At 33.5% G+C, this 24,873-nt stretch carries 25 protein-coding genes; 16 read left to right on the plus strand and 9 right to left on the minus strand.

Annotated features, from left to right (window positions below; translation table 11 throughout):
- Positions 1-20: 20 nt before the first annotated feature.
- From HGK31_RS04635 to HGK31_RS04650, 4 genes are all read left to right on the plus strand, one after another.
- Positions 21-3,032 carry a leucine--tRNA ligase gene (locus tag HGK31_RS04635; RefSeq protein ID WP_191858680.1) on the plus strand — a complete coding sequence of 1,004 codons (3,012 nt, stop codon included), beginning with the start codon at positions 21-23 and terminating at the stop codon, positions 3,030-3,032.
- Between the two features lie 60 nt (positions 3,033-3,092).
- Positions 3,093-3,620 (plus strand): hypothetical protein, encoded by a 528-nt coding sequence (locus tag HGK31_RS04640; RefSeq protein WP_191858681.1) that lies wholly within the window; start codon positions 3,093-3,095, stop codon positions 3,618-3,620.
- A 138-nt stretch (positions 3,621-3,758) separates the two neighbouring features.
- Positions 3,759-4,454: a zinc metallopeptidase gene (locus HGK31_RS04645; RefSeq protein WP_191858909.1), complete on the plus strand. Its 696-nt coding sequence runs from the start codon at positions 3,759-3,761 to the stop codon at positions 4,452-4,454.
- A 93-nt stretch (positions 4,455-4,547) separates the two neighbouring features.
- Positions 4,548-5,252 carry a Bax inhibitor-1/YccA family protein gene (locus tag HGK31_RS04650; protein WP_104735381.1) on the plus strand — a complete coding sequence of 235 codons (705 nt, stop codon included), beginning with the start codon at positions 4,548-4,550 and terminating at the stop codon, positions 5,250-5,252.
- A 52-nt stretch (positions 5,253-5,304) separates the two neighbouring features.
- Here HGK31_RS04650 and HGK31_RS04655 read toward each other — a convergent pair whose 3' ends face one another.
- Both HGK31_RS04655 and HGK31_RS04660 read right to left on the minus strand, forming a co-directional pair.
- A complete protein-coding gene (locus tag HGK31_RS04655) occupies positions 5,305-5,775 on the minus strand; it encodes an Lrp/AsnC ligand binding domain-containing protein (protein ID WP_191858682.1) in 471 nt (156 codons plus the stop codon).
- Positions 5,776-7,140, minus strand: coding sequence for a saccharopine dehydrogenase family protein (locus HGK31_RS04660; RefSeq protein ID WP_191858683.1), 1,365 nt, complete (start codon positions 7,138-7,140; stop codon positions 5,776-5,778).
- A gap of 79 nt (positions 7,141-7,219) precedes the next feature.
- On the opposite strand from HGK31_RS04660, the gene HGK31_RS04665 reads away from it, so the two are divergent.
- From HGK31_RS04665 to HGK31_RS04675, 3 genes are all read left to right on the plus strand, one after another.
- The gene (locus HGK31_RS04665) at positions 7,220-7,615 is read left to right on the plus strand and encodes a DUF423 domain-containing protein (RefSeq protein WP_104735384.1); all 396 of its coding nucleotides are present in this window, start codon (positions 7,220-7,222) and stop codon (positions 7,613-7,615) included.
- 59 nt (positions 7,616-7,674) lie between these two features.
- A complete protein-coding gene (gene pckA / locus HGK31_RS04670; protein WP_191858684.1) occupies positions 7,675-9,288 on the plus strand; it encodes a phosphoenolpyruvate carboxykinase (ATP) in 1,614 nt (537 codons plus the stop codon).
- A 103-nt stretch (positions 9,289-9,391) separates the two neighbouring features.
- The gene (locus tag HGK31_RS04675) at positions 9,392-10,342 is read left to right on the plus strand and encodes a T9SS type A sorting domain-containing protein (RefSeq protein WP_191858685.1); all 951 of its coding nucleotides are present in this window, start codon (positions 9,392-9,394) and stop codon (positions 10,340-10,342) included.
- 71 nt (positions 10,343-10,413) lie between these two features.
- Here HGK31_RS04675 and HGK31_RS04680 read toward each other — a convergent pair whose 3' ends face one another.
- Both HGK31_RS04680 and HGK31_RS04685 read right to left on the minus strand, forming a co-directional pair.
- Complete coding sequence (locus HGK31_RS04680) at positions 10,414-11,163, minus strand: uroporphyrinogen-III synthase (RefSeq protein ID WP_104735387.1); 750 nt, start codon at positions 11,161-11,163, stop codon at positions 10,414-10,416.
- 23 nt (positions 11,164-11,186) lie between these two features.
- Positions 11,187-11,834, minus strand: a complete 648-nt coding sequence (locus HGK31_RS04685) for a DUF4271 domain-containing protein (protein WP_104735388.1) — start codon at positions 11,832-11,834, stop codon at positions 11,187-11,189.
- 107 nt (positions 11,835-11,941) lie between these two features.
- On the opposite strand from HGK31_RS04685, the gene HGK31_RS04690 reads away from it, so the two are divergent.
- From HGK31_RS04690 to HGK31_RS04700, 3 genes are read left to right on the plus strand one after another with little or no spacing between them, the layout of a single operon-like run.
- The gene (locus tag HGK31_RS04690) at positions 11,942-12,667 is read left to right on the plus strand and encodes a polyprenol monophosphomannose synthase (RefSeq protein ID WP_191858686.1); all 726 of its coding nucleotides are present in this window, start codon (positions 11,942-11,944) and stop codon (positions 12,665-12,667) included.
- Positions 12,668-12,671: 4 nt separating this feature from the next.
- Positions 12,672-14,012: a dihydroorotase gene (locus tag HGK31_RS04695; RefSeq protein WP_191858687.1), complete on the plus strand. Its 1,341-nt coding sequence runs from the start codon at positions 12,672-12,674 to the stop codon at positions 14,010-14,012.
- A complete protein-coding gene (locus HGK31_RS04700) occupies positions 14,009-14,476 on the plus strand; it encodes a DUF4296 domain-containing protein (RefSeq protein WP_191858688.1) in 468 nt (155 codons plus the stop codon). The genes HGK31_RS04695 and HGK31_RS04700 overlap by 4 nt, the downstream gene beginning before the upstream one ends.
- Here HGK31_RS04700 and HGK31_RS04705 read toward each other — a convergent pair.
- A complete protein-coding gene (locus HGK31_RS04705; protein WP_317169718.1) occupies positions 14,473-15,561 on the minus strand; it encodes an NAD-dependent epimerase/dehydratase family protein in 1,089 nt (362 codons plus the stop codon). The genes HGK31_RS04700 and HGK31_RS04705 overlap by 4 nt on opposite strands.
- Before the next feature lie 9 nt (positions 15,562-15,570).
- Between HGK31_RS04705 and tyrS the strand changes: the two genes are divergently transcribed.
- Positions 15,571-16,881: a tyrosine--tRNA ligase gene (gene tyrS, locus HGK31_RS04710; protein WP_191858689.1), complete on the plus strand. Its 1,311-nt coding sequence runs from the start codon at positions 15,571-15,573 to the stop codon at positions 16,879-16,881.
- 100 nt (positions 16,882-16,981) lie between these two features.
- On the opposite strand, the gene HGK31_RS04715 is transcribed toward tyrS, so the two are convergent.
- The 3 genes from HGK31_RS04715 to HGK31_RS04725 all read right to left on the minus strand — a co-directional run bounded on the left by HGK31_RS04715 (position 16,982) and on the right by HGK31_RS04725 (position 20,195).
- On the minus strand, positions 16,982-17,962 hold the full coding sequence (locus HGK31_RS04715) for a LuxE/PaaK family acyltransferase (protein WP_191858690.1): 981 nt from the start codon (positions 17,960-17,962) through the stop codon (positions 16,982-16,984).
- A 71-nt stretch (positions 17,963-18,033) separates the two neighbouring features.
- The gene (locus HGK31_RS04720) at positions 18,034-19,761 is read right to left on the minus strand and encodes a T9SS type A sorting domain-containing protein (protein WP_104735394.1); all 1,728 of its coding nucleotides are present in this window, start codon (positions 19,759-19,761) and stop codon (positions 18,034-18,036) included.
- 98 nt (positions 19,762-19,859) lie between these two features.
- Positions 19,860-20,195 carry a T9SS type A sorting domain-containing protein gene (locus HGK31_RS04725; RefSeq protein ID WP_191858691.1) on the minus strand — a complete coding sequence of 112 codons (336 nt, stop codon included), beginning with the start codon at positions 20,193-20,195 and terminating at the stop codon, positions 19,860-19,862.
- 190 nt (positions 20,196-20,385) lie between these two features.
- Between HGK31_RS04725 and HGK31_RS04730 the strand changes: the two genes are divergently transcribed.
- Both HGK31_RS04730 and HGK31_RS04735 read left to right on the plus strand, forming a co-directional pair.
- Positions 20,386-21,069: a response regulator transcription factor gene (locus tag HGK31_RS04730; RefSeq protein ID WP_104735396.1), complete on the plus strand. Its 684-nt coding sequence runs from the start codon at positions 20,386-20,388 to the stop codon at positions 21,067-21,069.
- Complete coding sequence (locus HGK31_RS04735) at positions 21,069-22,106, plus strand: sensor histidine kinase (protein ID WP_104735397.1); 1,038 nt, start codon at positions 21,069-21,071, stop codon at positions 22,104-22,106. The genes HGK31_RS04730 and HGK31_RS04735 overlap by 1 nt, the downstream gene beginning before the upstream one ends.
- Here the strand turns inward: HGK31_RS04735 and HGK31_RS04740 are convergent.
- Positions 22,080-23,141 (minus strand): glycosyltransferase, encoded by a 1,062-nt coding sequence (locus tag HGK31_RS04740; protein ID WP_191858692.1) that lies wholly within the window; start codon positions 23,139-23,141, stop codon positions 22,080-22,082. The two genes, HGK31_RS04735 and HGK31_RS04740, sit on opposite strands and share 27 nt — an antisense overlap.
- Positions 23,142-23,222: 81 nt before the next feature.
- Between HGK31_RS04740 and trmB the strand changes: the two genes are divergently transcribed.
- From trmB to HGK31_RS04755, 3 genes are read left to right on the plus strand one after another with little or no spacing between them, the layout of a single operon-like run.
- Positions 23,223-23,903 (plus strand): tRNA (guanosine(46)-N7)-methyltransferase TrmB, encoded by a 681-nt coding sequence (gene trmB / locus HGK31_RS04745; protein ID WP_191858693.1) that lies wholly within the window; start codon positions 23,223-23,225, stop codon positions 23,901-23,903.
- Positions 23,900-24,529 carry a LysE family transporter gene (locus HGK31_RS04750; protein WP_191858694.1) on the plus strand — a complete coding sequence of 210 codons (630 nt, stop codon included), beginning with the start codon at positions 23,900-23,902 and terminating at the stop codon, positions 24,527-24,529. Before trmB ends, HGK31_RS04750 begins: the two co-directional genes overlap by 4 nt.
- Positions 24,529-24,858 carry an MGMT family protein gene (locus HGK31_RS04755; RefSeq protein WP_191858695.1) on the plus strand — a complete coding sequence of 110 codons (330 nt, stop codon included), beginning with the start codon at positions 24,529-24,531 and terminating at the stop codon, positions 24,856-24,858. Before HGK31_RS04750 ends, HGK31_RS04755 begins: the two co-directional genes overlap by 1 nt.
- Positions 24,859-24,873: the final 15 nt, after the last annotated feature.

A 24,873-nucleotide genomic window follows, 5' to 3' on the forward strand; every position in this document is an offset into this window, starting at 1 on the left:
ACAAGCGGAAAAACAGTACGATGAAATACCATTTCAACGAGATAGAAGCCAAATGGCAAAAATATTGGGCAGAGCACCAAACCTTTAAAGCTGAAAACCATTCAGATAAACCGAAATATTATGTATTGGATATGTTTCCGTATCCAAGTGGTGCAGGTTTACACGTTGGGCATCCTTTAGGGTATATCGCTTCAGATATTTATGCACGCTATAAACGTCATAAAGGATTTAATGTATTGCATCCACAGGGTTACGATAGCTTTGGATTGCCAGCCGAGCAATATGCTATTCAAACGGGTCAGCATCCTGCTGTAACGACTGAAGCCAATATTAAAACCTATCGTCGTCAGTTAGATCAGATTGGCTTTTCCTTCGATTGGTCGCGAGAAGTACGCACAAGTGATCCCAATTATTACAAATGGACACAGTGGATTTTTATTCAACTGTTCAACTCGTGGTACAACAAGGAAAATGATAAAGCCGAAAATATTTCGGAGTTAGTAAAGATATTTGAAACTGAAGGTAATGTTCACGTAAATGCAGCATGCGATGAGGATGTGGTTGATTTTACAGCAGAAGAATGGAAAGCGTTTTCGTCTGAACAAAAACAAGATATTTTATTACAATACCGACTAACCTATTTAGCAGAAACCGAAGTCAATTGGTGTCCAGCTTTAGGGACTGTTTTAGCCAATGATGAAATAGTAAATGGTGTTTCTGAACGCGGCGGACATCCTGTAGTTAGAAAAAAAATGACTCAATGGTCTATGCGTATTTCGGCTTATGCGGAGCGTTTATTGCAAGGTTTAGAAACTATAGATTGGACAGATTCATTAAAGGAAAGTCAACGCAACTGGATTGGAAAATCGGTTGGTGCATCAGTCACGTTTAATGTAAAGGAACATGATGCCACTATTGAAGTATTCACAACCCGACCCGATACCATTTTTGGAGTCAGTTTTATGACATTGGCCCCAGAACACGACTTGGTTTCTCAAATCACAACAGATGAACAACGTGCTGCAGTTGAAGCCTATGTTGAAGCAACTGCAAAACGTAGCGAGCGCGATAGAATGGCTGATGTAAAAACCATTTCAGGTGTGTTTACAGGTGCTTATGCAGAACATCCGTTTACCAAAGAACCGATTCCAATTTGGATTGGCGACTACGTATTGGCAAGCTATGGAACAGGAGCCGTAATGGCTGTGCCTTGTGGCGACCAGCGTGATTATGATTTCGCCAAGCATTTTAATATACCGATTCCTTATATATTTGAAGGCGTAGATATTTCAGAAGAAGCCTTTGCTGATAAAGAAAATACCAAAATTTCGAATAGTGATTTCCTAAATGGCATGAACTACAAGAAGGCAACTAAACGCGCTATTTACGAATTAGAACAAATAGGTCAAGGTGAAGGCAAAATCAATTACCGTTTACGTGATGCCGTGTTTTCACGCCAACGTTATTGGGGCGAACCTTTTCCTGTGTATTATGTGAATGGTATGCCGCAAATGATAGATGCGCAACATTTACCAATTACCTTACCAGAAGTTGAAAAATATTTACCAACCGAAACAGGCGAGCCACCTTTAGGGAATGCTACAAAATGGGCTTGGTGCACAAAAACCAATACAGTTGTCGATAATGACAAGATTGATGATAAAACAGTATTTCCATTAGAGCTGAATACTATGCCTGGATGGGCAGGAAGCTCACAGTATTTTAATCGTTATATGGATCCACATAATGAGGATGAAATTTTCTCACAAGAGGCGGTTAATTACTGGCAGCAAGTGGATCTATATATTGGTGGAAGCGAGCATGCTACAGGTCACTTGTTATATGCGCGTTTCTGGCAAAAATTTATGTACGATTTAGGCTTGGTCCCTGTTGATGAGTTTGCTAAAAAATTGATTAACCAAGGAATGATTTTAGGGACAAGTGCTTTTATATACTTTCTAACCTATGATTTAGAAGAGGTAAATAATGTGCTTCGAAATTTTGAAGATATTGAAAAAGAAAGGGAATTTCGTATTGCCTTACAATTATTAAATAGTAATGTCTATGTTTCTGCTAATTTAGTTGAGGATGAGGGTTTTTTAATTAATATAAAAAATACCATATCATCTCATTTAAACATAAACAATGACATTTTAGATTTAATTCAGCTTAAATTTATTAAACGCCATGTCATAGTTAAATATGTAGACTCATCTGATAATTTAGATGTAAAAGGAATAAGATATGATGAACAGTTTTGGCAAGCTTATAAAAGAGCTGATTTTATAGACGAAAACTATAATTTCATTAAAAATAGTGAGGGAGTATTTAAAGTACTACGCGAACCTGAAAAAATGTCCAAGTCCAAATACAATGTTGTTAATCCGGACCAGATTTGTGAAGACTACGGTGCCGACAGTTTACGTCTATATGAAATGTTTTTAGGGCCTTTAGAGCAATATAAACCTTGGAATACAGCAGGTATCACAGGTGTGCATGGTTTCCTAAAAAAACTGTGGAAGTTGTATATAGATGATAATGGCTTTAAAGTAACTGATGCAGAACCAACAAAGGAGAGTTTAAAAACCTTACATAAAACCATTAAAAAAGTAGAAGAGGATATTGAGAATTTTTCGTTTAATACCTCTGTATCTACCTTTATGATTGCGGTAAATGAGCTAACCGCTCAAAAATGCACTAGTCATGACATTTTAGAACCATTAATTGTGTTGATTTCACCTTATGCACCGCATATTGCGGAAGAATTATGGAGTCAGTTAGGTCATGAAGAATCCATATCAACGGCACCTTTTCCAAAGTATGAAGAAAAGCATTTAGTAGAAAGCAGCAAGAATTACCCTATTTCCTTTAATGGTAAAATGCGTTTTACGTTAGAGCTGCCATTAGATATGAGCAAAGAAGATATAGAAAAAACGGTTTTAGCACACGAAAAAACCCAAGACCAATTACAAGGTAGAACACCTAAAAAAGTGATTGTGGTACCTGGTAAAATTGTAAACATCGTTGGGTAATGTCATTCCTGCGTAGGCAGGAATCTCATGGCTGCATAAATTTTAAAGTTAGAAATAAGCATGAAAAAAACGCTTCTTTTTTTACTGACGCTAATTAGTTTTCAACTTTCAGCTCAATCGGATTCACTACATTTCCCACAGGATTTCTATGGTATTTACAAAGGGAATTTACACATCACCAATGCCAGAGGAAAGCAAACCATACAAATGGAATTTCATTTAAACCCAACTGATACTGTTGGAAAATATCAATATATGTTGGTATATATTATGGATGGAAACAGACAGGAACGCCACTACAATTTATTAGAAAAAAATGTTGAAAAAGGCGAGTATATGGTAGATGAAAATAATGGCATTGTATTAGATGCCAAATTAATTGATAGCACCATATTTTCCATGTTTGAAGTGCAAGGGAGTATCTTAACAACTACCGAAAGGTTTTATAAAGACAGTATGGATTTCGAGATTACTTTTGCCAATAAATTACAACAAACAAAATCTGGAACAGAAGGCGAAGATGCCACCGAAGTGATTTCCTACCCTATTTCAGTGCTTCAAAAAGCACACTTAATCAAGCAAGAATAATCTACGTCAGTTCGAGTGAAATGTTTGTAAAACATTTTGTATCGAGAACTCTAAACCTGACAAAATTTCTTAACTAATATTTGGCTTATTTTTTGATAAATAACTACTAAATTTATATTTCAAAATAAGAATAAAATGATGATTGGATATTATATATTAATTGGAGGTATTGCATTAGTAAGTTGGTTAGTTAGTAATCAACTAAAACAAAAATTTAAAAAGTACTCAAAAGTCCATTTACGAAATGGCATGAGTGGAAAGGAGATAGCAGAGAAAATGTTATCTGATAACGGTATATATGATGTTGAGGTTATTTCAACACCAGGACAGCTTACAGATCACTACAATCCTAAAAACAAAACGGTTAATTTAAGTGAGTCAGTTTACAGTCAGCGTAATGCTGCTGCAGCAGCTGTTGCTGCCCACGAATGTGGTCATGCTGTGCAACATGCACAAGCTTATAGCGCATTACAAATGCGATCGGCATTGGTGCCAGTAGTTTCAGTCACTTCAGGCATGTCGCAATGGTTGGTTTTTGGTGGATTGGTTTTAGGTGCTGCTGCTGGTGTGGGTATGGGCTTTTGGATTGCTGTTCTAGGATTAGTTTTTATGGGAGCCGCAACATTGTTTAGTTTTATCACCTTACCAGTAGAATATGACGCTAGTAATCGTGCTTTGGCATGGTTAAAAAATAAAAACATGTTATCACAACAAGAATATGCAGGCGCTGAAGATGCTTTAAAATGGGCTGCTAGAACCTATTTGGTAGCAGCTATTGGAGCTTTGGCATCCCTATTATATTGGGCTTTACAGATTTTTGGTGGTCGTGATTAATAAATCAAAGAATATAAATTATAAAGTCAGATACGCGTATCTGACTTTTTTTTTCTTAAATTTCAGCTATTAATTATAACTAACTAATCTTTTATGGAAAATCAAATTCAAGAACCTTTATTGTTAAGTCAAGTTTCAGATGCAGAACGTATTGCATTTTACAAAAAGACCTATGCACATGTGGCAGGAGGTGTTTTAATTTTTATTCTATTTGAATATCTATTGTTGCAAAGTGAAACCATTGTCAATTTTATGTTGTCAATGACAGAGGGTTACAGGTGGTTAATTATGTTAGGTGGTTTTATGTTCGTTACCAATTATGCTGAACGTATGACTATGAAAACGACAAATACAAACACGCAATATTTAGCTTATTGTCTGTATATTTTCGCTCAAGCTTTAATTTTTGTGCCACTAATTTATATCGCCATAGTTTATACAAATTCTGGAATGGAATTACTAAATCAGGCAGCCATTGTTACTTTGGCATTATTTACAGGATTGTCAGCTGTTGTTTTTGTAACTAAAAAAGATTTCTCGTTTATTAAAACAGGTTTAACTATTGGATTCTTTATCGCTATTGGTTTAATAATAGCTGGTACGTTATTTGGTTTTAATTTGGGATTATGGTTTTCAGTTGGGATGTGTTTATTAGCTGGAGGATCAATATTATATCAAACATCTAATTTGGTTAATAAATACTCAACAGAAGATTATATTCCAGCCTCATTAGGCTTATTTGCGTCCCTAATGTTATTATTCTGGTATGTTTTATCTATCTTTTTATCTAGAGATTAATTTATAAGTAAAATAATTCAATAAAAAAGCTCCTAAATTTCAGGAGCTTTTTTTATAATTCTATTTGTCTATCTATCTGTTGTGCCAGCGATATAAAAGTTTCAGTTCTCGAAACGCCTGGTATAGATTGAATGTTTTTATTTAGCAAGTGCATTAAATGTTCGTTATCCCTGCATAATATTTTAATAAAGATGCTCCAGTTTCCTGTTGTGTAATGGCATTCTAAAACTTCAGGAATTTTCTCGAGTTGTTTTACGGCTTTAGGATTGCTCATGGCTTTATCGAGATAAATACCAATAAAGGCCATAGTTGTATAACCTAAAACTTTGGGGTTAATTACAAATTTAGAACCAGATATAATGCCAGAGGCTTCCAATTTCCGCAAACGCTGATGAATAGCAGCGCCAGAAACACCTACTTCTTTAGCGATAGCTAAAATAGGTGTTCTGGCATCTCGCATCAATGCACGCAAAATAGTTTTGTCTATACCATCAATCTCAATATTTTGATTAATCACTTTCATTTATAAGTTCAATTGGTTGTAACCCAAATAAGGCACTTCTGTTTCCTTAAATGTGATGTCATATTCTTCCAATTCCTTCAAAATAGGCTCGTAAACTTCTTTTGTAATTGGCATTTGAACACCTGGTGTTGTGATTTTTTCGTTTAGTATAGCTAATGTAGCGATAGCAACAGGTAAACCAACTGTTTTTGCCATAGCTGTATAGGTTTGATCTTCACCCAATGTAACCATAGTAGAATCTATCTGGTGTTTTTCACCATTAAGTTCATATCCAAATTTATGGTACATCACAATCATATCTTTATCATCCTCGGCTAGAGTCCAGCTATCCATCAATATTTTTTGTAGTATTTGCGCTGGAGTCGCTTTTTTAAGCTCTACCATCTTTTTATTACTGAATATATCCAGCTCCATAAGTTTGTCCCAAACAATATCATCCTGATCAATTTTTAAGGCATGTCTGAATTTTAACTCTACAGAATCTGTTGGGCTATATGGTAAAAAGGCATTTACAAAATCACGATACGACATGTTTTCGCTGTCATCTATCGTATATTCATCATCCGTCATTCCCAACTGCACAAACATGTTCCAGGCACGACTAAAACCAACTCGACGCATGGTGCCACGATATAAGGTTTTAGCATGATCTAGGCCGTATGCCGATTGGTATTTTAAAGAATCACGATTAGCATAAGCTTCAAATCGCCCATAACCTTCAACATCTAAAAATTCAGTACGTCTAAATAATCTGTTGTATGGAATATACTTATAGGTGCCTTCTTGTAAGAATTTTGCAGCACCTCCTTGACCAGCTACTACTACATTTCTCGGATTCCAGGTGAATTTATAATGCCATAAATTATTATCACTTTCAGGAGCTACCAAGCCACCAGTGAATGATTCAAATAAAATAATATTTCCGCCTTTTTCACGAATACGATCAATAACCTGCATTGCACTCATATGGTCAATACCAGGATCAACACCAATTTCATTCATAAAAATAAGTCCTTTTTCTGTAGCCGCTTTATCAAGCTTTTGCATCTCTTCACTTATATATGAAGCAGTAACCATATTCTTATTAAATGCAATACAGTCGCGAGCTACTTCTATATGGAACCTTGCAGGTAACATGGAAATAACAATATCACAATTTTGTATAGCCGACTGTCTGGAAGACTTGTCAAACACATCAAGCATTATGGCTTGAGCGTTTTCATGATTATTTATAAGTTTTTTAGCATGTGAAAAATTAACATCGCCAACTATAATTAAAAGGTCTTCTTTTTCAGATTTATCAAGTAAGTATTTTATAAGATATGATGCCGATTTGCCTGCACCTATCACTAATATCTTTCGCATAATGGAATTTGTTGAGTATTTTTGTGTACACGAAAGTAGTAAATACAAATTGTTATAAAAACTCAATTCATAATTTAATATGAACAAAAAACTATTAGTATTAGGGGCAATTCTTGGTGGGCTAGCTGTGGTATTAGGCGCATTTGGTGCTCATGGATTAAAGGATTTGATTTCTACTGAATCAATTGATGTATATGAAACAGGTGTACGTTACCAAATGTATCATGCTTTCTTTTTATTGTTTGTTGGATTGGCACATTTTCTTGATACCAAAACCAAGAAAATATTGTTTTATTTAATACTATTTGGAGTGTTGCTATTTTCTGGCTCTATATACGGATTAGCGACCAATTCACTGTCGTCATTTGATTTTAAAACCATTGGATTTATAACGCCTATTGGTGGTTTATTGTTAATTGTTGCTTGGCTTTTATTGTTAATAAAGTTTTTGAAAAACCAAGTTGATATTTCATAAAATTAGATGGCTACTTTAAAATAATGTTTAATTTTGCATCATAAACAACACAAAATATTATGGTCGATCATACCCAAGCTTCGAAAACGATTTCGTTAGAAAACTACGGAATAAAGAATGCTAAAGTTCAGTATCAATTATCTTCAGAACAATTACACAATATTACAATAGAAAAAGGTCAAGGCGTTGAGGCATCCTCTGGTGCTTTAGCAGTTAACACAGGTGAGTTTACAGGGCGTTCGCCAAAAGACCGTTTTATTGTTAAGGATGACATTACAAAAGATCGCGTTTGGTGGGGGAACATCAACATTCCTTTTGATTCTGATGATTTTGCTAAACTGTATGATAAGGTGACAAATTATTTATCTGAAAAAGAGGTTTTTGTCAGAGATTGTTATGCTTGTGCTGATGATAATTACAGATTAAATATTCGTGTTATTAATGAATATCCTTGGAGCAATATGTTTGCCTACAACATGTTCTTAAGGCCTGAGGCTTCAGAATTGGATGATTTCACACCAGAATGGACAATTGTTAATGCGCCAGGTTTTATGGCTAATCCAGAAGTTGATGGAACACGTCAACATAATTTTGCCATTTTGGATTTCACAAGAAAAATAGCCTTAATTGGTGGGACAGGTTATACAGGAGAAATTAAGAAAGGAATTTTTTCTGCATTGAATTTTATATTACCAGTATTCAAGAATACCTTACCAATGCACTGTAGTGCTAATGTTGGTGAAGATGGTGATACAGCTATCTTTTTTGGTTTATCTGGAACAGGTAAGACTACATTGTCTGCAGATCCTAAAAGAAAACTAATTGGTGATGATGAACACGGATGGACAAATGAAAACACGGTTTTTAACTTTGAAGGTGGTTGTTATGCTAAAGCCATTAACTTAACAGAAGATAATGAGCCAGATATATATAGAGCTATAAAGAAAGGTGCGATTTTAGAAAATGTTGTCATGAACGACAATGGTGATGTAGATTTTACGGATACTTCCATCACTCAAAACACACGTGTGAGTTACCCAATACATCACATTGATAATATTCAAGTGCCATCAATTGGAAAGAACCCTAAAAACATTTTCTTTTTAACAGCAGATGCCTTTGGAGTGTTGCCTCCTATTTCAAAATTAACACCTGGACAAGCTGCATATCACTTTATTTCTGGTTATACGGCTAAAGTAGCAGGAACAGAAGCAGGTATCGATGAGCCATTACCAAGTTTTTCTGCATGTTTTGGAGCGCCTTTTATGCCGCTGCATCCCACAAAATATGCTGAAATGTTAAGCGCTAAAATGAAAGAAGCAGGTGTTAATGTTTGGTTGATTAATACGGGTTGGACAGGTGGTCCTTACGGTGTTGGAAGTAGAATAAAATTAAAATATACACGAGCCATGATAACGGCTGCGCTTAATGGTGATCTCGATGAGGTGAACTATGAAACGTATCACACGCATTCCGTTTTTGGTTTATTGCAACCTAGACATTGTCCAGGAGTTCCTTCAGAAGTGTTGAGCTCTCGAAGAACATGGGATAATGACGAAGGATATTACAAAGCAGCTTATAAATTATCAGAATCTTTTAGAGAGAATTTTAAGAAGTTTGAATCGTACGCTAACGACGAAATTCTTGCTGGAGCGCCCAATTTAAAGTCTTAAATAGGGTGTTTCGATAATATTTTAGACGTAATGCACGTTTTTAGCTTGTTTGTGTACTGCAAAAGTGGTAATTTTATAGGTTGAATATATAATTATATAACCCATGAAAAAAACTACTTATTTACTTGCAATACTTATTGCATTTCAAACTTTAACCTTTGCACAATATACTGCTATTCCTGATAGCAATTTTGAGCAAGCCCTGATTACTTTTGGCTATGATTCCGAAGGTACATTAGATGGCCAAATACTAACTGCTGATGCTGTAGGAGCAACAGGATCGTTAGCCTTTGCTGGTCAAAATATTTCAGACATTACAGGTATTGAGGCTTTTACTAATATTGATGGCCTTAATATGTCTTACAACCCGATCAATGTAGCGGTTGATTTAACATCAAATACGTTGCTAACATCTGTTAACTTTGAAGAGTGTAATAGCTTACCGGGTTTAACAATTACAAATTTGACAGATCTACAAGTACTTAATGTATTTGGAACAGCCATGACTACTCTTGATGTTTCAACCAATACAGCTCTTACTGATTTTACAGCGAGAAATGGGAGTTTAACAAGTTTAGATTTGTCAGCTAATACGAGTATTGTTTCTGTTAATGTAAGAAACTGTGCCTTGACAAGTCTAGATATGCGTAATGGAAATAACGCAAACGTAACAAGTTTTAATGCTGATTTCAATGGTAATTTAACATGTATTTTTGTTGATGATACTACAGAACCGAATTTAAATACATGGTCCGTTGACGCAGGAAGTACATTTGTTGAAAATGAGGCTGAATGCGCTACGTTAAGTGTTAAATCTGTCAAAGCTTTAGTTTTTGATCTATATCCGAATCCTGCAACTGATAGAATTAATATTGCCTCTAAAACACAGTCTGCTTCTGTTGAAATTTATAATATCACCGGAAAAAGAGTTTTCACTAGAGACTTAAATTTAGGAGATAATGTTATTAATATCGGGTCATTAAAATCAGGTGTATATCTTGTACGATTGATTTCTGATTCTAATGTTGAAACTAAAAAACTAATAATTAATTAGAGCAATTTTTATTATAAACACAAAAAAAGCACAACTTGAAGTTGTGCTTTTTTTGTAATATGTGGATGGCTTTATTTTTTCTTATTATTTTCCTTAATGTATTTTTCCAAAGCCATAGTCATAGATGGTGTTTCAGGCGTTGGCGCAGCTATATCTACGCGTAATCCATGTGCTTCAACTGCTTTGATAGTTGTGTTTCCAAAAACAGCAATACGCGTTTCATTTTGCTTAAAATCAGGAAAGTTATGGAATAACGATTCAATTCCTGATGGACTAAAAAAGACTAATATGTCATAATACACATTTGCTAAATCAGACAAATCACTAATGACTGTTTTATAAAACACAGCCTCTTTCCAATTTACATTTAAGGCATTCAAAGTTTCTGGAACTTCAGGTTTTAATTTATCAGTTGTAGGCAGTAAGAATGTTTCGCCTTTATATTTTTTTATTAGCGGTGATAAGTCGGCGAAATTACGTTTACCAACATAAATTTTACGCTTTCTGTAAACAACATACTTTTGTAGATAGTAGGCTACTGCTTCAGACTGACAGAAGTACTTCATGGTATCGGGTACCTTGAAACGCATCTCTTCTGCTACTCTAAAAAAGTGATCAACGGCATTTCTGCTAGTTAGAATAATGGCAGTGTATTTATTTAAATCAACTTTTTGTTGTCTAATTTCTTTTACATCTACTCCTTCAACATGTATAAACGGCCTAAAGTCGATTTTTACTTTTTGCTTTTCCTGAAGATCAAAATAAGGCGAATTTTCTATTTTAGGTTCTGGTTGAGATACTAAAATTGTTTTCACTTTCATAAATAAATGTCATTTTTCTAACCTTAAAAATCAATTATAATACTGAATATAATGACGTAAGGTGCGATTTCAAGTGCGCAAAGATACAAAATAAAATAGAATAAATTTTGTTTAATTAGATTTTGATAAACCTTTAATGTAGTCAATAAACCAATAAAAAAAACAAGTAAAATTATGGCCACTATGCAATAGATAATTATTGGGCTACCTTGGAAACTGTAAATAAGCAATGCGTTTAGAGGCAATAGTAAAATACCAACGAAATTTTTATAGCTAATTTTTTGAAACAGGTAATTATCAATCAGGAAATCAATATCAAAAACACTACCAATTAACCGTTCAACCAATATTTTCATGATTATAAAAATGGCAACGGCTAAAAATAATTTAAGCATTAATATCAAAGATATTTCAACTGAACTATAGAGTTCAGTAAAAGAGAGAATACCAAAAATAGTAATTGAGAATACAAAATTTCCAAAAAGCATCGCATCAAAAAAATCAAAAAACTTCTGATCCTTTGAATAAATTTTAAGGTATTTAGAATTACCTAAAACAAAAACAAAATCGTTAAAACGCTTGGCGAATAATACTTTTGTGATTGCTATTAGAATTAAACCAATAACAAAACAAATTGTAAATAAATCATTTGATATTACAGGGCGTAGCATATTGTAAAATTATTATAAATTATTCTATCAGGCAGTAATATTTTAAGGAATATTTAAAAAAAAGTATCCCTCAAAAGTTTACATTTGTTAAAAATTAAGAGCTTTTAATGCAGGATGCTATTGTTATAATCCCAACTTACAATGAGATTGAGAATATTGAAGCCATTGTCCGAGCCGTTTTTTCTCAAGAAAAACAGTTTCATATTTTAGTGGTTGATGACAACTCTCCTGATCTTACAGCATTAAAAGTAAAAGAATTACAAAAAGACTTTCCGCAAAGATTACATCTTTTGCAAAGAGAGGAAAAAACAGGTCTTGGTACAGCTTATATTGCTGGTTTTAAATGGTGTCTAGAGCGTAAATATGATTATGTTTTTGAAATGGATGCTGATTTTTCTCACAATCCAAATGATTTGATAAAACTTTACAATGCTTGTCACATTGAGAACGCTGATATGTCCGTTGGGTCACGTTATGTAAAAGGTATAAACGTGGTTAATTGGCCAATGAGCAGAATACTTTTGTCTTATTTTGCATCGAAATACGTAAGGCTTATAACACAAATGAAAATTCACGATACAACAGCAGGATTTGTATGTTATAAAAGAAAAGTACTTGAAACAATTGATTTGGACGCTATAAAATTTGTTGGCTATGCTTTTCAAATTGAAATGAAATTTAAGACCTATTTAGAAGATTTTAAAATTGTTGAAGTTCCTGTGATTTTTACTGATCGTGTAAGAGGAAAGTCTAAAATGAGCGGCAGTATCATTTCGGAAGCTATATTTGGTGTAATAAGTATGAAATTAAATAGTTTGTTTAATAAAGGTTAATAGTATGGATAACTTGCTTATAAAAAATGCAAAAATTGTTAATGAAGGTATTATCAAAGAATGTGATATCTACATTGAGGGTGAAACGATTAAACAAATTGGAAATTCGATAAATGTTAATTTAGAAAAGACAAAAGTTATTGATGCTTTAGGAAACTATGTGATTCCAGGAGTCATTGATGATCAAGTGCATTTTAGGGAGCCTGGATTAACACATAAAGCCGATATTGAAAGTGAGTCAAGAGCTGCTATTGCAGGTGGTATTACATCATATATTGAAATGCCAAATACAAATCCGCAAACAACAACAATTGAAAAATTGAATGAAAAGTTTGAGATAGCCTCTAAAAAATCATTTGCAAACTATTCGTTTATGTTTGGAGGTACCAATGATAATCTTGAAGAAATATTAAAAGTAAACACTCAAGAGGTAGCAGGTTTAAAACTGTTTTTAGGATCTTCGACAGGAAATATGTTGGTTGATAATCCCGAAATTTTAGAAAAGATTTTTTCAAGTACAGATATGATTATTTCTGTTCATTGTGAAGATGAGGAAACCATAAGAAAGAATACCGAAATTTATGTAGATAAATATGGTGATGATATTCCTATTAAATTTCATCCGATTATTAGAAGTGAAGAGGCTTGTTATTTGTCATCTTCAAAAGCTATTGAATTGGCTAAAAAAACGGGTGCAAGATTACATGTTTTTCATTTGTCAACAGGAAAGGAAACCCATTTATTTTCAAATGATATACCGCTGAAGGATAAAAAAATTACTGCTGAAGTATGTATACACCATTTGTGGTTTTCAGATGCTGATTATGAAGAAAAAGGCACTAGAATAAAATGGAATCCTGCTGTAAAAACGGCAAGTGACAGAGACGAATTATGGAAAGCGTTATTGGATGATAGAATTGATGTTATTGCCACAGATCATGCGCCACATACTGTTGATGAGAAAAATAACCCTTATACCAAAGCACCTTCTGGTGGACCATTGGTACAACATGCATTAGTTGCAATGTTTGAGGCCTATCATCAAGGAAAAATTTCAATTGAAAAATTGGTTGAAAAAATGTGTCATAATCCAGCTATTTTATTTCAAGTAGAAAAGCGAGGGTTTATTAAGGAAGGTTATTTTGCAGATATGGTTATTGTAGATATAAATAATCCATGGACTGTGCAGCCAGATAATATACTATATAAATGTGGTTGGTCACCATTTGAAGGCGCAACTTTCAAATCCAAAATAGCACAAACTGTACTTAATGGTAAAGTCGTTTATAATAACAATAAAGTAAGCGACATAAAATCAGCAAAAAGATTAACTTTTAATAGATGAACAGAGTAGTAACAATATTACTTATTAGTATAATTACTTTTTGTAGTTGTAAGAATGACAATTTGCCCGAAAAGCCAGAAAACTTGATCTCTGAAGACAAGATGGTTCACATTCTTATTGATTTATCAATACTGTCCTCGGCTAAAGGACTTAATAAAAAAATAATAGAGAACAATGGTATTACACCTGATGCTTATGTGTATCAGAAACATAATATTGACAGTACACAATTTTCAGAAAGTAATACCTACTACTCGCATTTTATTGACGAATATTCAAATATTTATGTTCGTGTAAAAGATAGCTTGGAAAAGTTAAAGCTCAAATATGTAAGATTGGAGCAAATAGAAAACGAAGAAAAAGAGGCTAGTCGCACAGAAGAAAAAAAACGAAATAAAGCAGAAGCGCTAAAAAAACGAAAAAAGGATAGTCTTTTATCGCCACCATCTTTTGACGATAACTAGTTTTTTTCTTGTAAAAACTGGTTCGCTACAGTTTGAATACTTTTCTCAATTGGCATGAAATTATAATCTAAAGTTTGTTTGATTTTTGTATTATCATAATCTACTTGATTAAATAACGAAGCCACCATTTGTTTCACAAACAAACGACGTTTGCCTGTTAGTTTGTGTTTTAACCAATCTAAACGCCAGGCAATTGCAAGTAACCATGGTTTAGCTTCTTTTGTTGGAGGCTCAACCTTTAAATGTTCGGCAATAGTATTTATAAAATACTGATAAGAAATATTATCAGCTACAAGTATGAATCTCTCATTAGCAATGTCACTTTTTAAGAGGTTGGTCATAATGTTTACAACATCAGTAACTGCAATAGCTCCAACACGACCGTTAGTGTAAAAAGGCAACTTATTGTAAACCTTTTTTATAATGTTACCACTTCCATGAGACCAAATCCCACCGCCAATAATTATTCCGGGATTCACAATTACAGCAGGCAAACCTTCTTGTGTTCCACGCCATACTTCCAGTTCGGCACCATACTTAGTAATGGCATAAACACTGTTGTCTGCTTCTGCGTTCCATGCTGTTTCTTCATTTATAACATTGCTTTTAGATGATTCTCCTAATGCCGCAATAGAACTTACATAGCATAACTTTTTGACGTTATTAGAAATAGATAAATTGACAATATTTGCAGTGCCTTCAATATTAGTCCTTCGCAATAAATGGTATTTATCAGGTTCAAATGAAACAAAGGCAGCACAGTGATACACATATGTCACACCAATAAAGGCATCGGATAACTTGGGAATATCCAATAAGTCACTTTCAACCCAATCAATTTTATTGTATAGCTCTATGGGATTGTCAGTATAATAAGAAAAGACATTCTTGACAATTTCTAGTTTTTTAGACCTTCTGTAAATAGCCCTGACCGTCTCATTTTTACTAACCAAGTGGTAAAGTAAATGAGAGCCAACAAGACCTGTTCCTCCAGTAACCAATATCATACAACCAAAATAAAGAATTATTAATAAAGACACAGTAATTATGCATTGATTTTTATCTTTGCCAAGATTTAATTTCATTTTTGGATTATGACAAATGCATTTGTAGAAGAACTACGTTGGAGAGGTATGGTACATGATATTATGCCAGGAACTGAAGAGCAACTCAATAAAGAAATGACAACGGCATATATTGGGTTTGATCCAACCTCTGATTCGTTGCACATTGGTAGTTTGGTACCTATTATTTTATTAGTGCATTTAGAGAAAGCAGGACATAAACCAATTGCTTTGGTTGGAGGTGCAACAGGTATGATTGGTGATCCTTCAGGGAAAAGCGATGAACGTAATTTACTGGACGAAAGCACATTAAATCATAATGTTGCCGGAATAAAAAATGTGTTATCTAGATTCTTGAATTTTGATTCAGAAGCGAAGAACGCGCCAGTTTTAGTGAATAACTATGATTGGATGAAAGATTTCACGTTTATAGATTTTGCTCGTGATGTAGGAAAGCGAATTACTGTAAATTATATGATGGCAAAGGATTCTGTAAAGAAGCGTTTGTCTGGGGAAGATGGCAGTGTTGGTATGTCATTTACAGAGTTCACATATCAGCTTATTCAAGGGTACGATTTTTACCATTTACATAAAACACATAATTGTATGTTGCAAATGGGAGGAAGTGATCAATGGGGAAATATTACAACAGGGACTGAATTGGTAAGGCGTATGAATGTTGGTGAAGAGGCTAAAGCTTACGCAATGACCTGTCCTTTAATCACCAAGGCCGACGGTTCTAAATTTGGTAAAAGTGAAGGTGGTAATATTTGGTTAGATGCTGATAAAACTTCAGTATACAAATTTTACCAATTCTGGTTAAATACGTCTGACGAGGATGCAGAAAAGTACATCAAGATTTTTACATTTTTAGATAAAGCAACGATTAACAGTCTAATTTCAGAACATCAAGAGCAACCTCATTTGCGTTTACTTCAAAAAAGATTAGCAGAAGAGATAACTACTTTCGTTCACTCTAAAGAAGAATATGATAATGCCGAAAAAGCATCAAATATATTATTTAGCAAATCCTTTAATGAAGATATTAGAACCTTGAACGAAAAAACCTTTTTGGATGTTTTTGAAGGTGTTCCTCAAGCTGAAATTTCACGTTCAGATTTTGATGAAGGTTTAGATATGATTGGAGCACTTTCAGCTAAAACAAATTTTCTAGCTTCAAACGGTGAAGCACGAAGAGCTCTAAAAGAGAATTCGGTTTCAATCAACAAAGAAAAAGTAAACGAAAGCTATATCATTAGCAAGACTGATTTGATAAATGACACCTATGTTATTATCAATAAAGGAAAGAAAAACACCTATATTATAAAAGTTGTTGAATAAGAAAACGCCTGAATTATCAGGCGTTTTCTATTAACCAACCAGCTAAAAAAATAAGTTTTCTTTTTCTAGCAAGACTTTTGTCGTTAATTAGGCTTTTAACTTACAAAGCCATTAGATTACATCCTCTAATATCAGAATTGTCAAATCTTCCAATAATTTCAAAAGAGCCATCAGTATGAACGCGACCAAGATCTTGGGTCGCGATAAACGAACAAGAATTAATATTGGCTAAATCAATTATATTGATTCCTCCCGTTTTGTTGTTTTTTTGAATTGATAAAGCGTCTTCTGGGTCTCGTGTTAAAACTTTCATCCAATTTGGACATTTAAAAGTTCCATTTCCAGGAGAATATGCTTGGCTTAATAATTCTGTCATACCGTATTCACTATGAATGGTATTAACTCCAAAGCCATTTTTTAGAATAGCGTGCAGCTCATCTCTAATGATTTCTTTGCGCCTACCCTTCATACCACCAGTTTCCATAACAATCGTGTTTTTTAATTTAAACTGATGTTTTTCAACCAAGTCTAGAAGAGCAAAGGAGACACCTATCAACATAACTTTCTTTGAACTTTCATCAAGCTTCTCTAGCTTTGATATTAATTCGTCAAGATTGTTTAAATAAAAACCACTATCGGCATTCATGGATTTTTTTATAAGCTTATCTACCATATAAACTAATGAAGATCCATCACGTTCCAAATAGGATGGAAGCAATGCTAAAATGGTATAGTCTTCAATACTTCCATAAAAGTGATAGAACCCATTTAAAAAACTATTTTCATACAAATTTAAATCGGTTATAAAATGTTTACTGGCCATTGAACCCGTTGTTCCAGAACTTGTAAATGTTTTAATGACTGGGCTTTGAGAACTTAATACAGGTTTTGATTTGAAGAACTCAATAGGTAAAAAAGGAATATCATGTATTGATTGTACTTCACTTGGATGCTTGTAAAGTAAATCACAAAATGAACGATAAACAGTATTATTTTCAAATTGAAACCGAAAAATAGTTAAAGCTAATTCTTCAAAACTAGCATCAGATTTAATGTTGAAAATAGCTTTACTGTCTATCATACTGTAAAAATATGCAAAAATAAAAAGCGCTGCCTATTTGGCAGCGCTTATATATTATAAAAGCAGTTCGTTTATTTAACCACTAATTTTTTAGTAATTGATTTTCCGTTTTGAGATATCTGTAAAATATAAATACCTGTATTTAAACTAGAAACATTAACTCGATTGTTAATGACATTTGTATTTACAACACGTTTACCTAAAACATCATAAATAGCTACAGACATATCATTGCTATTTGAAGATGTAATGTTAACATAACCACTAGTAACAGGATTAGGGTAAACATTAAATTCACTGGTTTCAAAATTATCAACTGTTAAAGTAAGCTCGTTTAAAGAACGTGCTGTTACTTGAGGAGTAGCGCCAAATTCAGAAACAATAACAATCATATTGTTATTTCCTGCAGGTATGGTTTCGCCAATATAATCCACTTCAGTAGCGTCAAAAGCTGTTCTGAATGTCATTGAAGAGCCACCTTGCAAAGAAGACGTATCATTAATCAAATAATCTTGATCTTCAACAAATGTGCTTCCTGCATCTGTAAAAAAAGCATCGTTAATTTGAACGATTTGTGATTCATATGGCTCCCAATCATTCAACAACGTAGCAATAGTGACAACTTGTGGTGTAATTGTTGATCCAGCAACAACCGCTGGGTTAACAGTAGGTACAAATTGAAGTACTCCTCCAAAAGAAGAAGATTGCCCTACAAGACCACTCATGCCATCACCAATAGAAAATGAGTTAGTGATTGTACCAGCACTATCATCAATTAATATGGCTGCACTATCATCTTGAATGTATTTTTGATTTCTATTGCTGGCATCTCTTACAAATGTTACTGTTGGTGTATTTTGTAATTCGTAATAACCACCTGTTCCATTAGTTTCAATTTCTGTTCTTAAAGCAGCAATATTAGCTACAGGAGTTGGCGCTAATACATCAAAAATAACAGTGGTTGATACACCAATAGGTTGATGACTATTGTCAACCAAATTCATGGTAATAAAATAAGAACCACCATTTGTTACAGCTATTATTTCATCATCTGTATCATACTTCATTGGTTGTGCCACATCACCAGAACCACTATCTATAGTCCAGTGAATATGACCGTCACCAGTACCACCATTTCCAGGTAACTCATCAACAACAAAATTTTGAACGTTAATTGATAATGTTACCATTGTTGTTCCCGGAGGAAAGAATGCACCATCTGTTGGAGACGTAATTGAAATACTTGGTGTATTGGCTGCCGTAAAAGTTTGACCAGTGTTAACAGCTCCATATGTGTTGGCTTGAGCTGGTGCCCAAGTAAACTCTTCATAGGTATCACCTGTGCCAGTTAATTGAAGCGAGTGACCTATTGGAGTTGAACTTGTTTCAGCAACACCAATATCAGTAGAAGTCATACCATTTGCAGTTCCATCGGTTGCAGTAAGTTCACCTTCATAGCTTAAAAATTGAATAACTGTTCCGCCATCATCAACAAGAGCGATTGCATCTGGAGAACCATTCTGTAAACTAGCAGTTAAGAAATTCAAGGTGCCATAACCGGCTTGTTGGTCAGCAATAGTACCACTTAAATTAAAGGTATCATAAAGTGCTCCATTACTACCGTTATAAGCTTCAATAGTCCATCCAGTTAAATCGGTTCCTGCTGGACCTGCTATTTCAACAGCTTCGTCAACATCACCACCAGCATTATCATAATGTAGTTCATTGATAAATACAGTAGTTTGACTAAACGCTGCGAATGAGATTAAAGTAAAAAGTAAAAAGTAAAGTTTTTTCATAATTAAAAAATATAAAATTAGGTAAACAAATATATGTAGAATTTAGGGTTTTTTCTAATTAAAAAAACCTCAATATGCTTTTTTACAATATGATAACACTACTTAACAATTAGTTTACGCGTTGCACTAAAACCATTTTCAGTTACTTTAATGACATAAACACCAGGTTTTAATTTGGAAATATTAAGTTCTTTACCATAAAGTGTAATAGATAATATTTCTTTTCCTAATACATTGAAAATAGCAACTTGTTTTGTGAAGTCATTTTTTGAAACAATGAATAATTTGCCGTTGCTTGTAGGGTTTGGGTATATTGATAAATCTTCAATAGATGAAATGGTCTGATTGTTTTTATCAAAAGTGGATTGCGCATTACTAGTATGCAGAAAAGCACTGACAACAAATAATATAAAAAAAGTAATTTTTTTACCCATATAGATAAGGTTAATACTTACAAGTTAGGAATTATATTCAATTTGTATGCCAAATTAAATGTTAAAATAGAATTTCATACGTTTAAATTTACAAAATTGTAATCTTAAAGTTACTTAAACGTTATTTGTGTTATTTTATAGTTTTAATCTTTGTTATTAATTTTATCTTTACTGTTCAGATTAATACAATATGAAGAAAAAAGACATTACAATATTATTGGTAGATGATGAACCAGATATTTTAGAAATAGTTGGTTACAATTTATCTGCTGAAGGTTATCAAATAATTACGGCTTCAAACGGAATAGAAGCTGTTAAAAAAGCCAAAAAAGAAAAGCCTCAACTTATTGTAATGGATGTTATGATGCCAGAAATGGATGGCATAGAAGCTTGCGAGCAAATAAGAAAGGTACCAGAGTTAAGTGATACTATCATTACATTCTTGACAGCGCGAGGAGAAGACTATTCTCAAGTTGCTGGTTTTGATGCAGGTGCTGATGACTATATAACCAAACCTATTAAGCCTAAAGTTTTAGTCAGTAAAGTGAAAGCATTATTAAGAAGACTAAAAGATGAAGAAGCTTCTGATTCTATCCTGAAATTGGGCCCTTTAGTTATTAATCGTGATGAATATAAAATCACTTTAAAGGGTGAAGAGATTATTTTGCCAAGAAAAGAATTTGAATTATTATCTTTATTGGCATCAAAACCAGGCAAAGTATTTAAACGAGAAGATATTCTAGATAAGGTTTGGGGTAATGAAGTTGTTGTTGGTGGTCGGACCATTGATGTTCATATTAGGAAGCTCAGGGAAAAGATAGGAGACAAATCGTTTAAAACTGTGAAAGGCGTTGGTTATAAGTTTGTTGACTAATGCAAAAAATCAAAAAAACGTATAAGTTTGCGATTAAGACATCGCTCTATTTATCTATAATCTTAACACTCCTATTGAGTGTTTTTTTATATTTCACCAATACCTTAAGTTGGATAGTTATACCACTGTTACTCGTGTTTTGGTTACTTTCATTTATTACAATTCAGTATCGAGTTGAACGCTTTATCTATAGAAGAGTAAAAAAAATATATGACGATTTAACACTTCTTGAAGCTACAACATTAAGAAATCAACCCATCACGACTGATATGGCAACGCTTACAAGAGAAATTGATAAGTATGCTAAAGATAAAAAGCTAGAGATAGAAACTTTAAAGGTTAGAGAAGAGTACCGAAAGGAATTTTTAGGAAATGTATCGCACGAATTAAAAACACCATTATTTACTGTGCAAGGTTACTTACTTACTTTAATAGATGGCGCTATTGAAGACAAAAAAATTCGAACTAAATATTTAAATAGAGCCAATAAAGGTGTTGAACGACTCATTTATATTGTAAAGGACTTGGATATGATTACCAAGTTGGAAGTTGGTGATTTAAGTTTGAATAAAGAATCATTTGACATTGTTGAGCTTATTCAAAGTGTTTTTGATTTACTGGAAATGAAAGCTGCCAAAAAGAAGATTTCCTTAACCTTTGACATGGATTATTCCAAACCTATTATGGTATTTGCTGATAAAGAACGTATGCAGCAAGTATTGACCAATCTAATAGTTAATTCCATTAAATATGGCCGAGAAAAAGGTACCACAGAAGTGAGTATTGAAAATCTCATCAAAAACAAAGTTATAGTAAGAGTGACTGATAATGGTGAAGGTATAGCCAATGAACACTTAAAAAGAATTTTTGAACGCTTTTATCGTGTTGATAAAAGTGGGTCAAGAAAAGAAGGAGGCTCTGGTCTTGGGCTTTCAATTGTAAAGCACATTATTGAAGCACACAACGAACGTATTTATATTGAAAGTGAAGTTGACGTAGGCAGTGAATTTTCATTCAGTTTGGAAAAGGCTGAATAATTCCTTGTAATTTATTTCATAATCAAAAGTTTTAAGGCCATTAAATTCAGTTATATCATCAAGCTTTTGAATTGAAAACTCGTCTTGATTACAACTAGGTACAAGTTTGTTTTTACTTAAGAGGTCTGCTAAATATTCTTGTTCAAATTGTCCAGGTGTAGGAATAAAAAAGGCTTTCTTCCCTAATTTTGCAAAATCCATAATAGTGGTATAACCAGATCGTGAGATTACCAGTTCACTGCTGTTCAAAGAGTCTTCAAGTAAATTACTGGTCATGTAGTTGTAGAAGGTAATATTGCCTTGACTCTCTTTTTTAATCTCTCTTTCAACTAGCCCTTTTACAAATAATATTGCTCCTGAATATTGTTGTAATTCAATTGTGAGTTTTTGCTCTAAAATGCTGCGTTGTGGTTCTGGACCGGATAACAAAACCATAATATCATATGTAATTGGTAAAGCAGCTTTTTTAAAACGACTTACAGGCCCTATGTATCTTAACTTCATGTCTGATGCGTCAACATGACCTAATTTACCACTTAAGTTGGGTTCTTCTCTATAATCAGGAACCCAACATTCATTAAATTTCCGAATAATTTTTTCATGCATTTTAGTGCTCAACCATGTGGTGCTACCACTCAACACTTGTAATTGATGGGTAATAAATACTGATGATACTTTTTTAGAATAAACACCAAATCTATTGTCAGATATAATTCCTGAAATGTTATAGTTCTCAACAATTTGTGAAGTAGCTTTTTTTTCAGCCTGTATGTTTTTCAGAATTCTAGGCGAGTCTTTTAATAGTTTGTATTTAAATAGCTTGCCTATTTTGGAATAAGTGATATTGTAAGACGGTAGAGTTAAGCATGTTAAATTAGGATATTCTTTTTTTAATAATTCTAAGGCTGCTCCATCGCTGGCTATAATGGGATCAAAGTCATGATTAATAAGCGCATTAATAACAGGAATACATCTTGTTGCATGCCCTAATCCCCAATTTAGAGGTGCTATTAAAATACGTTTTTTGTGAGCCATTAAAAACAAAGGTAAGCATATATCTGCTTCAACATATTTCCGTAATTTTACCCAAACTTTTATAAATTATTAAATAATTCAGTGGGAAGTAAAAATAAACTCAAACGCTTTAAGGAAAACGAGACTTTTGATAATGTGGTACAGCCAACAAGAGATCAATTAGTTAATATTGGATTCGATTTAAAAGGTAACTGGAATAGCGATTTTTTTAAAAATGAAAATCCAATTGTATTGGAACTTGGTTGTGGTAAAGGTGAGTATTCTGTTTCGTTGGCCAAAAAATATCCTAACAAAAATTTTATTGGTATTGATATAAAAGGGGCTCGTTTTTGGCGAGGAGCAAAAACAGCTGTTGAAGAAAAGATAGAAAATGTTGGGTTTTTGAGAACTCAAATTGAACTGATAGACTATGCTTTTGCAGCCAACGAAGTAGATGAAATTTGGATTACGTTTCCTGACCCGCAAATAAAGTACAAGCGCACAAAACATCGCATGACCAATTCAGAGTTTTTAAAACGTTACAAAACCATATTAAAGCCTGATGGCATAGTAAACCTTAAAACGGATAGTGAGTTTATGCATGGTTATACTTTAGGGTTATTGCATGGCGAAGGTCATGAAGTTTTGTACGCCAACCATAATGTATATAAACAGGAAGGTAGTCCAGAAGAAGTGACCAGTATTCAAACCTTTTACGAGAGTCAATATTTAGAACAAAACAAACCAATTACGTATATTAGGTTTAAAATCAAAGACTCTTGAATATAACAGTTGTATTTTTATCAGGATTTGTTGCAACATTTTTGGCCACATTGCCACCAGGTTTATTAAATATGACAGCTGCCAAAATTAGCTTAAAGGATGGGCATGCTCGTGGTATCACCTTTTCATTGGGAGCTTGTTTTGTTATTATTTTTCAAGCATTAATAGCCACGGTTTTTGCTAGATATTTAAATAAGCACCCTGATGTTATTGATGTCCTGCAACGAGTTGCTTTTGTTATTTTTGTTCTTATCAGTATTTATTTTTTATTCATTGCAAAAACGACAGATAAAAATGACGAAAGTGTTGATGTAAAAAGTAAATCCAGTCGTTTTTTTCAAGGGGTGTTTTTGTCAAGTATCAATGTTTTTCCCATTCCTTTTCAAGCTTATATAGCTATTACCATAGCTTCATTTGGCTGGTTAGATTTTGATAATACCGGAATTACTGCCTATGTAGCTGGCGCTAGTTCAGGAGCTTTTGTAGCCTTATATATTTATATGTTTTTCTTTGAGAAAATAAAAGGCACTAAAATGACTTCTCAAAAGAGCATGAATCTTTTAATAGGAATCATTACTGCGGCCATAGCTATTATTACTTTGATTAATATTATTAAAGAACTCTAATGAAAGCCGAAACATTAAATTTCTTTGAAAAAGTATATGAAGTAGCTCGTCAAATTCCTTCTGGTCGTGTAACGAGTTATGGTGCTATTGCAAAATTTCTTGGTGCTGCCAAAAGTGCCAGAATGGTGGGCTATGCTATGAATGGGTCTAGTGGTAAAGATGTGCCTGCTCATCGCGTTGTAAACAGGCATGGTTTGCTGACTGGCAAGCACCATTTTGATGGTACCAACCTCATGCAACAATTATTGGAAAGTGAAGATGTTTTGGTTATAGATAATCAAATACAAGATTTTGAAACCCTGTTTTGGGATCCGTCCAAAGAGATATAAAAATGCTTATATTTA

The organism is Hanstruepera ponticola (genome assembly GCF_012931685.1).
In the GTDB taxonomy this organism is placed as follows: Bacteria; Bacteroidota; Bacteroidia; order Flavobacteriales; family Flavobacteriaceae; genus Hanstruepera; species Hanstruepera ponticola.

Excerpts from the sequence above, each read along its gene's own strand:
- HGK31_RS04635 (WP_191858680.1), top strand. The coding sequence starts at position 21 with ATGAAATACCATTTCAACGAGATAGAAGCCAAATGGCAAAAATATTGG.
- HGK31_RS04640 (WP_191858681.1), top strand. The coding sequence starts at position 3,093 with ATGAAAAAAACGCTTCTTTTTTTACTGACGCTAATTAGTTTTCAACTT.
- HGK31_RS04645 (WP_191858909.1), top strand. The coding sequence starts at position 3,759 with ATGATTGGATATTATATATTAATTGGAGGTATTGCATTAGTAAGTTGG.
- HGK31_RS04650 (WP_104735381.1), top strand. The coding sequence starts at position 4,548 with ATGGAAAATCAAATTCAAGAACCTTTATTGTTAAGTCAAGTTTCAGAT.
- HGK31_RS04655 (WP_191858682.1), bottom strand. The coding sequence starts at position 5,775 with ATGAAAGTGATTAATCAAAATATTGAGATTGATGGTATAGACAAAACT.
- HGK31_RS04660 (WP_191858683.1), bottom strand. The coding sequence starts at position 7,140 with ATGCGAAAGATATTAGTGATAGGTGCAGGCAAATCGGCATCATATCTT.
- HGK31_RS04665 (WP_104735384.1), top strand. The coding sequence starts at position 7,220 with ATGAACAAAAAACTATTAGTATTAGGGGCAATTCTTGGTGGGCTAGCT.
- pckA (WP_191858684.1), top strand. The coding sequence starts at position 7,675 with ATGGTCGATCATACCCAAGCTTCGAAAACGATTTCGTTAGAAAACTAC.
- HGK31_RS04675 (WP_191858685.1), top strand. The coding sequence starts at position 9,392 with ATGAAAAAAACTACTTATTTACTTGCAATACTTATTGCATTTCAAACT.
- HGK31_RS04680 (WP_104735387.1), bottom strand. The coding sequence starts at position 11,163 with ATGAAAGTGAAAACAATTTTAGTATCTCAACCAGAACCTAAAATAGAA.
- HGK31_RS04685 (WP_104735388.1), bottom strand. The coding sequence starts at position 11,834 with ATGCTACGCCCTGTAATATCAAATGATTTATTTACAATTTGTTTTGTT.
- HGK31_RS04690 (WP_191858686.1), top strand. The coding sequence starts at position 11,942 with ATGCAGGATGCTATTGTTATAATCCCAACTTACAATGAGATTGAGAAT.
- HGK31_RS04695 (WP_191858687.1), top strand. The coding sequence starts at position 12,672 with ATGGATAACTTGCTTATAAAAAATGCAAAAATTGTTAATGAAGGTATT.
- HGK31_RS04700 (WP_191858688.1), top strand. The coding sequence starts at position 14,009 with ATGAACAGAGTAGTAACAATATTACTTATTAGTATAATTACTTTTTGT.
- HGK31_RS04705 (WP_317169718.1), bottom strand. The coding sequence starts at position 15,561 with ATGAAATTAAATCTTGGCAAAGATAAAAATCAATGCATAATTACTGTG.
- tyrS (WP_191858689.1), top strand. The coding sequence starts at position 15,571 with ATGACAAATGCATTTGTAGAAGAACTACGTTGGAGAGGTATGGTACAT.
- HGK31_RS04715 (WP_191858690.1), bottom strand. The coding sequence starts at position 17,962 with ATGATAGACAGTAAAGCTATTTTCAACATTAAATCTGATGCTAGTTTT.
- HGK31_RS04720 (WP_104735394.1), bottom strand. The coding sequence starts at position 19,761 with ATGAAAAAACTTTACTTTTTACTTTTTACTTTAATCTCATTCGCAGCG.
- HGK31_RS04725 (WP_191858691.1), bottom strand. The coding sequence starts at position 20,195 with ATGGGTAAAAAAATTACTTTTTTTATATTATTTGTTGTCAGTGCTTTT.
- HGK31_RS04730 (WP_104735396.1), top strand. The coding sequence starts at position 20,386 with ATGAAGAAAAAAGACATTACAATATTATTGGTAGATGATGAACCAGAT.
- HGK31_RS04735 (WP_104735397.1), top strand. The coding sequence starts at position 21,069 with ATGCAAAAAATCAAAAAAACGTATAAGTTTGCGATTAAGACATCGCTC.
- HGK31_RS04740 (WP_191858692.1), bottom strand. The coding sequence starts at position 23,141 with ATGGCTCACAAAAAACGTATTTTAATAGCACCTCTAAATTGGGGATTA.
- HGK31_RS04755 (WP_191858695.1), top strand. The coding sequence starts at position 24,529 with ATGAAAGCCGAAACATTAAATTTCTTTGAAAAAGTATATGAAGTAGCT.